Raw genomic sequence first — 8,802 nt, forward strand, 5'->3', positions numbered from 1 at the left:
AACAGAAAAAAAGGGTTGGTTTACCGGTTGAATATTAGTTAAATATTTATTATTGAATTATTTATGGGGTTTTGTTTTACTTTTCAATTTGCTTCGGCTCTGTAGCAGCTTTTTCCGATAGTTTATTCAGATAACAGCAAATTTTGGGTCATATTTTCTACCTGATTAAATGAAAAGCTTGAGATTTCAGTTTGCTGCTTTGCATGTTCAATAGTCATGCTTACTACATTTCCGTTTTTATCCAGTTCAACGAGTATGTTTTCGTTAAGGTCCTTAGTTTCAGTAATTTCATTGTTGTTGAAATTTACAAGTAATGTATCTGTATCTTTGAAATATGTAATTTCCATTTTATTTCATTTTAAAGTTTCTATTCAATTATTCGTTAACACTTATTCATCCATATCATCCATACGCTTTTGTAAAACTTCTATTAGATGCTGCAGAAAACTGATCTGATCACTTCTTCCACGCATTTCTTTAAAAGTGCCGTAGATGTTCTTGAACTTAATATTGAACATCTTTTCAAAGGCACGGGCAATGTCAATTCGGCTTGCCTTCCCATTATTAATGGCATTAGCCAGGAAAAGCGAATACACTATTTCCAAAGCATCAATATTAGGATTTGTCCAGTATAAGTTGCTGACAAATTCTTCGTTCCCTTTTAATTTTTTAATTTCATTCCCGATGTATTTTCCCAGCTGCTTGTAGGCCATTATTCTGGCTAGTGTTCTATCATATCCTGTACAGAAATTTGGATCTGTGTGGCACGAGATATTGTCCTCGTGAATTCGGGAATCCAGGTTACCCCTTAAAAAGTAAATTCGATCTGATTGTACTTTGTTCCGTTTTATGTAATAGTACAGCTCTTTATTTTTCTTTTGAAAAACACAAAGATTATTGATTTCATCTCTCAAATATTTTAATTGAATCTTTTTACCCCCCTCCGGCCAGTTTGCTTCAAGTTGAAATAACTCTGTGTAAAAAATGAACTTGCTCTCCACTTTTGGTTTAACATGCTTAAAAAAGTAGATTTCTTCTTCTTCACCATTAAAGCCATTTCGAAATACCGACTCACGAAATTTCATCATTACACTGTCGCATAGCCCCATGGCTTTTTCGGTTAACTCCACAAAATTTTGTGTCTGTGTTTTTAACTGGGATAATGTTTCTTCCAGTTCCTCGATGGTTTTATTGTATGATTGGTTATCCATGATTCTATGCTTTTTTATTTATACAGCGAACAATACCATATAGTCCAAACTGTATATAAATGGGGTAATATGAATTTTCTATTTCATAGATTAAATTTAAATTTTTATTTATCGCAAATTCTGGAAGCATATAGTACCTCGTAATACATGTTGAGATATGCAACTTGAAGATTAATACCAAAACTTACAATAATGTGTTCTATACTCCTTCTGATCCTAGTATTTCTCTTCAGAACAATAATATTTGTGTACCTCAATTCGTCTATACATCAAGAATGCCCTGTGAGTATTTATTCTACTTGGAATGTTATCACAGATGGATCTAATTTGAATCAACTAAGCATACTAATTATTGGACACATTCTTCAAAAAAAGATTTATTTTTTAATAGAAAATACTTTAAATTCTGATTAATATTTTTCTAAAACCTCCTTCAAAGCAAATATTTAAAATGGTCACTTTAATTCATTTCGTATAGTTGAAGAACACGGCTTGAGTACTCGTTTGCTAGTGGTAGCTCTATTCCCAATTCCATCAACAGATTGCCGCTAAATACTTTCCCTTCTATTGAAAGAGTTTCTTTATCTTCCTTATTTATTTCCACTATTCTATATCTTTTGTTTTTGTCCAACCCCGACATGCGAAAACGAGGAATTACTTGACCATGATAATGTTCAACTTTAAAAGCAAAAAATACGGCACGGTCTTTCTCCGGAGTGCAATACATTAGTGAGGCAACGCCTTTATCATCGTATGGAGAGATTAGTCGGTACAAATCGCCCTGCTGGATAACCGGACGAATTTCTTTATAAGTATTGATTGCTTCCCTGGAAAAATCCTTTTCTTCATTTGTCATATCTTTGGGTTGCATCTCCATTCCCAATCGTCCTATCATCGCCACATCAAAACGAAATTTCAAAGGCATTATTCGTCCTGTTTGATGATTAGGAGAAGAACCAACATGAGAGGCCATAGCAACAGCCGGGTAGAAATAGGAAACTCCCCACTGCATATATATTCTTTGCAGGGCTTCCGTATTATCACTTACCCAAAATTCATCGAAATTAGGCAATACCCCATAATTTGCACGTCCTCCTCCGCTGGCACAGGCTTGTATTACTAAGTCGGGATATTTAGCCCGAATTCTTTCCATGATTGTTTTAAAACCCCGATGGTAGTCAATATAAAGATGGGATTGTTTTCCGGCTGGTAAATAGGAGGAACCATAATTGGCAATATTCATATTAGCATCCCATTTTATGTAAGCAATGTCGGGATTCCGGGTCATCAGGTTGTCGATGGTCTTATATATAAAATCCTGTACTTGCGGATTTGATAAGTCGAGCACCAATTGAGTTCCTCCACGACCGGGGCGGGGTTCACGATTAGGTTGACAAATAATCCAGTCGGGATGCTTTTCGTAAAGCTCACTTACCGTATTCGTCATTTCCGGCTCAACCCATATTCCGAATTTTATACCGTTTTTTTCTGAACTTTGCACCAATGCATCAATTCCGTTAGGTAATTTATTCTTATCTACAACCCAATCACCTAACGATGAGTTATCGCTGTTTCGTTGATATTTATTTCCAAACCAACCATCATCCATCACAAAAAGCTCGCCTCCCATATCGGCAATATCCTCCATCATCTGTTCCATACCTTGCTCGCTGATATCGAAATAAACGCCTTCCCAACTATTCAACAAGATGTCTCTCTTTTGCTTACCTCCATGAATTTTTCCATTTCTCGCCCATTCATGAAAATTTCGACTTACTCCCCCCAAACCATCATTACTATATGTTAAAGCCAGTTCCGGGGTAACAAAAACTTCATTTGCTTCCAGTATGTATTCTGAAGCATCTTCGTTAATACCTGCAAAAAATGAGTGATAATTGCTGTCATCAGTGTCAAAACGAAGGCGGAAATTACCTCCCCAACAAAGTGCAGCGCCAATTACCTGACCTTCCTGTTCCTGTGGCTTACCATTTAGAGAGATCATCACCTCCGCATGATTGGTATGCGAATTGCGCACACCATCCTTATTTTTAATAACTTTCATACCGGGTTGTAATTGCTCGGTAATCACTCTGCTTTCATTTGCCCAGGAACCATATAAATGAGAAATCCATACGTCATTCTTACGAATAGGTAAATAGGCAGATGCAAATTGCTGTAATTTCACACCTTTCTTCTCGTTGTGTACGATTTCGCTCCAGGTTTCAATAATATCGGAGTTCTTATATGCTTTATATATAACCTTGATTTCAAAAGGATATATTTTGTCATTCATGGTAATTTCGGTAAAAGTAGCTTTATCGCTTTCCCTTTCATTTATATCGGAAATAACCATATCTAACGATAAATTACCATCGGCATGTTGAACCTGCAATGCTGCTTCGGAAGTACACTCAATACCAAATACCGGATAAGCAGGACGACTAGCTACAACCCCAGTGTCATAGATCTGAGAAACTTCATTTAAAGTTATTTTTTCTCCGTAGTAAATGAACAGCAATTCCTCACCAACAGATGCAGAAAGTACTAAAGATGTATTTTTTGTAGAAATTAACAAATCTCCGTCTTTTGCAAACATCACAACTGATAGCAAAAGGCCAATAGCTAATAATTGTATTTTTTTCATTCGTTTAAAATTTTTAATTTTTAAAGGCGACTCATAGCCTGCCCCGTATAGTCGGGGTAACTCGCATAATTACTTTCTTCCAATTAAAAAGGCATTTAATTATGCTCGTTTCATTTATGTATTTTTAATTTTTAGTTTTTCTCATTTCCCGGAGTTCAAGGGTAATCTGTTCCATAAACCTATCACTCAAACGATAAGCCATGAGGAATAAAACAGCAATTCCGGCACCCATTGCCGGGTAAATACTAATCAGCATCCGTATTCCGGTAATTGATTCTTTAGATTGAATAGTATTCGCTTCAAAACCATAAGCAGCCAGTATCCATCCGGTGATCGCTCCACCCAGTGTCCACCCCATTTTTTGAGACATACTGGAAGAAGAAAATATAAGACCAGTTGCACGACGCCCTGTTCTATATTCAGAATAATCAGATATATCAGCATACATACTCCAAATCAGAGGTAAAACAATACCAGCTGTTAAGCCGATTAATAAATTCAATAGAAAAATCAGCAGTATCTGCTCCGGCTTCAAAAAGAATAGCACTGCACTTAGTGCTGCTGCCAATAGCATCGCATAAATAAAAGCATTTCTTTTTCCCAGAAAAACAGATGCCGGATTTGCAAATAATACTCCAAGCATATTACTTCCTAACCATACAGTCATATAAGCACCGGATAATTTCTCCCAGGTAACCTCACCAAATAAGGGCAGATTCTGATCCTGTATGTAGTATTTAAAATAATACTGAATACTCCCATCACGTAGCGAGTTAAATATGAGCACAGAAATGCAAGCTCCCAGCATAATAAACCATTGTCCGTTCTTCGCTAAATCCTTTAAATCGCTCTTAATGGTAACTTTTTCCTTAACAGGTTTCAAACGCTCCTTTGTCCAGGCATAGGTCATGATGAAGAAAAATGCGGCTATAATTGCATAAATTATTACCGACAATTGAAAACCACGGGCATCTGATAATTCCATAGACTTGAAGAATTGTAGCAAATGAGGAATAGAGGCAGTCATTACCATACCTCCGGCATACGCACCAATAAACCTAAACGATGATAAGCTCGTTCGTTCTTTCGGTTTGTCCGTCATTACACCAAGAAGTGAAGCGTAAGGCACATTCACAAAAGTGTACACCATCATCATCATTGTGTATGTGATGTATGCATAAATCAACTTTCCACCGGGACCTACTTCCGGCATGGAGAAAGTAATAATTCCAATTAGACCAAAAGGGATGGCCCCCCATAAAAGAAACGGTCTAAATTTCCCCTGATTGGTATTTGTCCGGTCCGCAATAATTCCCATAAGTGGATCATTAATACCATCCCATAAACGCGTTAGTAATAGCATGGTACCAACACTTTGAGGAGAAAGATTAACGATGTCGGTGTAATAATACATCAGAAACATCGAGAATATCTTCCAAAACATCGAAGAAGCAAAATCTCCGAACCCATACGCGGCTTTTTCTTTAAATGTAAGTGCCTCAGTCATTTTCTATTTCCATTTTTGATATTCGAGTTATTAGTTCAATTAGTGCACGGCTGTTATGATAAGGACATTTCCAAAAACCAGCTTTGTCTTCCTTTAAATTGGGAATTCTATTGTTATGAACGCTCCAGAACCATTCTCCATTTTCAGTATCCATTAGGTTTTCTTTGATATAAGTCCAGGTCTTTAGCAAACTTTGGATATACCCATCATCGTTACTGATTTCCCAGGCATCCATAAGTCCAACCATCGCTTCGGCCTGCACCCACCAATGGCGATCTTTATCGATATGATCTCTTTCTTGCTCGTACCACACCGAACCATCTTTGTCAGTTCCTTCCGCCAGTGTTACATCGACTAAGTGAAGTGCTGATTCACGAACAGACCTAATAACATTGATATCCTTTGTTTCCAAAGCGGCTTCATGCAACAACCAAGCACCTTCTATATCATGTCCGTAAGAAATAATATTCGATTGAACCGTCCAGTTCCGATCAAAAAACAGGTTGAAATGGCCGGTTTCCCGATCAATAATTTGTTGCTGAAACAGACTTAATAATACCAGGATACGTTTTTTCAACTGCTCATCAGGCCAGGCTTTGTAAAGATTAGTGTAAGGTTCCAGAATGTGCAAATGTGTATTCATCGACTTGGGCGAATTCGCATCTTTCGGGCTCAGGCGCATATCCTTCAGGGGCCGAAAGTCATTACTTAAGGCCTCCAGATAACCTTCAAACTCTGAATCTATAAACTTGTCTTCCAACAACCCAAATAAGCTTAATGCATACTCAAGGCTTTTCTTTTTACCGGTAGCCAAATAATATTCTGAAAATGCGTAAATACCAAAGCCTTGCGCATATGCCTGTTTACGTGTATTTAATGGATTCCCGAGGTAATCACACTCCCAATACAAACCGCCATTTTCCTGATCCCAAAAATGATGCACCAGGTAGTTGTAAGCACGATCAGCCATTTTCATATAAGTGTGAACCCCGGTATTGCGAAAAGCAGCCGAAAAGGTCCAGAGCAGCCGCGTGTTTAAAACGGCCCCTTTGCCTGCCCCGGGAATAATTTCTCCAGCAGAGTTAATTTGCCCAACAAAACCGCCGAATTCCAAATCCACAGCTTTGGTACTCCAAAAATCGAGAATCCGGAACAACTCACTCTTAAACTCTGGCAACATTAGCAGTAGTTGTTGCTTCTTATTTTTTGATTCTAACTCCATAAGGACTCGCCTAAACTAAATTCATAAAGTCCTGGTTCTTGTCCACCAAATCATTGATCGTTTGAACCGACAAATGCGAATGAAGCTTATCCTGAGGAGAATTTATACAATAATCAACCAACTTTTCAACGGTAGTGGTTGCCACATGCATACGGGTATCTGATGAGGCATAATAAATGAACACTTTTCCATCTTCGTCTTCAATCCAACCATTCGAGAAAACAACATTCGACACATCGCCAACACGTTCGTCCTTAAGTGGTGCGATAAAATGCCCGTGAGGTTTATGCGTAATTATCCAGGGCCGTTTTAAATCTGTCATAAACATATAAAGTGTGTACCGCAATCCGGCAGCGGTATTTCGTACACCATGAGCCAATTGTAGCCAACCTTTTTCAGTACGTATGGGCGCTGGCCCCAATCCGTTTTTAACCTCGTAAACCGTATGATAGGTTTTTGGATCAACAATTACTTCTTCTCTTACTTCTGGTTTTTCAATATAATCGCACATGCCAAATCCAATTCCACCACCTTTTCCGGTATCAATAAAGCCATCCTGAGGGCGGGTATAAAAAGCATATTTGTCTTCTATCAGGTGCGGAAAGAGAACCACGTTACGCTGTTGACCGCTGGTAGAAATCAGGTCAGGCAAACGCTCCCAGTTTATCAAATCACGTGTGCGGGCAATACCTGCAGCGGCTACTGCAGCCGAAGTGTCGCCCTCTGGTGCATTCGGGTCTTTTCGCTCTGTGCAAAACACGCCGTAAATCCATCCATCATCGTGTTGAGTAAGGCGCATATCGTAAACGTTTACATCGGGTTCCTCTGTTTGAGGCAGCGTAACAGGCCGATCCCAAAACCTGAAATTATCGATGCCATTTGGGCTTTCGGCCACGGCAAAAAATGATTTACGGTCGTTACCTTCAATACGGACAAGCAAAACATATTTACCCTTGAATTTAATGGCGCCGGAATTGAACGTGGCATTAAAGCCAATGCGTTCCATAAAACAGGGATTGGTTTCTTTGTTCAAATCGTAACGCCAGTGCAAAGGGACATGTTCGCGGGTAAGAATTGGAAATTCATAGCGATTATACACTCCACTATCGCTAAACAACTCATTGTTCCCCCTCTCAATCAGCGCCTTATGTTTCTGCGCAATCAACCTCAATCTTTCGTCAAACAGCGTTTCTGTTCTATTCATGTTATTCATCTTTCTATTTCATTAAAATTGTTCAATAACAACATCCTTGTTGGATAATTGGCAGGTTACTTGTTAGAATCGAACTTAAAAGTTCGGATGCCAAATGGGGTATTGTACACGTCCATCACCTTTCCATCTGCTTTTATCTCAACTTGTATTTGATATAAATAAGGGTTTTCGATGGACCATAAGTTCGGGCTGTCTACACTTATTTGCTGTGTCAATTTATAGAAGTCACCCGCTTTAATAGTGCAAACGGAGCTCTTTTGGCTTACTTTTTCACCTTTAGCATCTACTAAAACGGTGCTTATTTCACAGGCTTTGTCCATACTAAATTCGTTAACTAATTCCACATCGACACTAAGGTTGGCATTTGCTTTAGTGGCTGTTAGTGTTTGTGCAAATACACCCCATTCGTCGAAATGTATTTTATCGCTGGTTAGTAGCCACACATGTCGGTAAATGCCTGCACCGGTATACCAACGGGAGTTTGGTTGCTCTGATGTATTTGCTTTCACCGCAATTACATTGTTTTCACCAGCAGGCTTCAGGTATGGTGTTAAATCATAATAAAATGATGAGTAACCATAAGGTCGAAGTCCCAGGTAATGGCCGTTAATCCACACTTCACTGTTGCGGTAAATTCCTTCGAACAGAATAATAACTTTTTTATTCTCAGTAGATTTGCCCAACGTAAAATGCTTACGATACCAACCAACTCCACTATATGCAAACCCACCTCCACTATTGGTTGCATTGGTTGAATCGAAAGGATGCTCAATGCTAAAATCGTGTGGTACGTTTAATTCGCGCCAACTCGTATCATCAAAGTCCGGTTCACTAGCTTCCGGGAAATCGGCAAGGGCAAATTTCCAATTATAGTCGAACAATTGCCGATTATTGTGATCCGGTGAGTCACAGGATAACAATCCTGTGGAAATTAGCAGCAATACAAACCATAAAAATTTGTTCTTCATCTCGTAGTAATTATTGGTTTCTGATGTGTTAAAAGAG

At 38.6% G+C, this 8,802-nt stretch carries 7 protein-coding genes; all 7 read right to left on the reverse strand.

The window, feature by feature from the left end:
* Positions 1 to 122: 122 nt before the first annotated feature.
* Complete coding sequence (locus ACTCNA_RS16695; protein WP_462949077.1) at positions 123 to 347, reverse strand: DUF2283 domain-containing protein; 225 nt, start codon at positions 345 to 347, stop codon at positions 123 to 125.
* Positions 348 to 389: 42 nt separating this feature from the next.
* A complete protein-coding gene (locus ACTCNA_RS16700) occupies positions 390 to 1,211 on the reverse strand; it encodes an RteC domain-containing protein (protein WP_462949078.1) in 822 nt (273 codons plus the stop codon).
* A gap of 460 nt (positions 1,212 to 1,671) precedes the next feature.
* Positions 1,672 to 3,855 (reverse strand): alpha-galactosidase, encoded by a 2,184-nt coding sequence (locus ACTCNA_RS16705; protein ID WP_462949079.1) that lies wholly within the window; start codon positions 3,853 to 3,855, stop codon positions 1,672 to 1,674.
* 124 nt (positions 3,856 to 3,979) lie between these two features.
* Complete coding sequence (locus ACTCNA_RS16710; protein ID WP_462949080.1) at positions 3,980 to 5,362, reverse strand: MFS transporter; 1,383 nt, start codon at positions 5,360 to 5,362, stop codon at positions 3,980 to 3,982.
* On the reverse strand, positions 5,355 to 6,584 hold the full coding sequence (locus ACTCNA_RS16715; protein WP_462949081.1) for an AGE family epimerase/isomerase: 1,230 nt from the start codon (positions 6,582 to 6,584) through the stop codon (positions 5,355 to 5,357). Before ACTCNA_RS16715 ends, ACTCNA_RS16710 begins: the two co-directional genes overlap by 8 nt.
* Before the next feature lie 10 nt (positions 6,585 to 6,594).
* Positions 6,595 to 7,788 (reverse strand): glycoside hydrolase family 130 protein, encoded by a 1,194-nt coding sequence (locus ACTCNA_RS16720; RefSeq protein ID WP_462949082.1) that lies wholly within the window; start codon positions 7,786 to 7,788, stop codon positions 6,595 to 6,597.
* Between the two features lie 65 nt (positions 7,789 to 7,853).
* Positions 7,854 to 8,802, reverse strand: a 949-nt coding sequence (locus ACTCNA_RS16725; RefSeq protein ID WP_462949083.1) for a glycoside hydrolase family 2 protein, incomplete at its 5' end; no start/stop codon positions are given.

This window comes from Tangfeifania sp. (genome assembly GCF_055108615.1).

Excerpts from the sequence above, each read along its gene's own strand:
- ACTCNA_RS16715 (WP_462949081.1), bottom strand. The coding sequence starts at position 6,584 with ATGGAGTTAGAATCAAAAAATAAGAAGCAACAACTACTGCTAATGTTG.
- ACTCNA_RS16705 (WP_462949079.1), bottom strand. The coding sequence starts at position 3,855 with ATGAAAAAAATACAATTATTAGCTATTGGCCTTTTGCTATCAGTTGTG.
- ACTCNA_RS16710 (WP_462949080.1), bottom strand. The coding sequence starts at position 5,362 with ATGACTGAGGCACTTACATTTAAAGAAAAAGCCGCGTATGGGTTCGGA.
- ACTCNA_RS16720 (WP_462949082.1), bottom strand. The coding sequence starts at position 7,788 with ATGAATAGAACAGAAACGCTGTTTGACGAAAGATTGAGGTTGATTGCG.
- ACTCNA_RS16695 (WP_462949077.1), bottom strand. The coding sequence starts at position 347 with ATGGAAATTACATATTTCAAAGATACAGATACATTACTTGTAAATTTC.
- ACTCNA_RS16700 (WP_462949078.1), bottom strand. The coding sequence starts at position 1,211 with ATGGATAACCAATCATACAATAAAACCATCGAGGAACTGGAAGAAACA.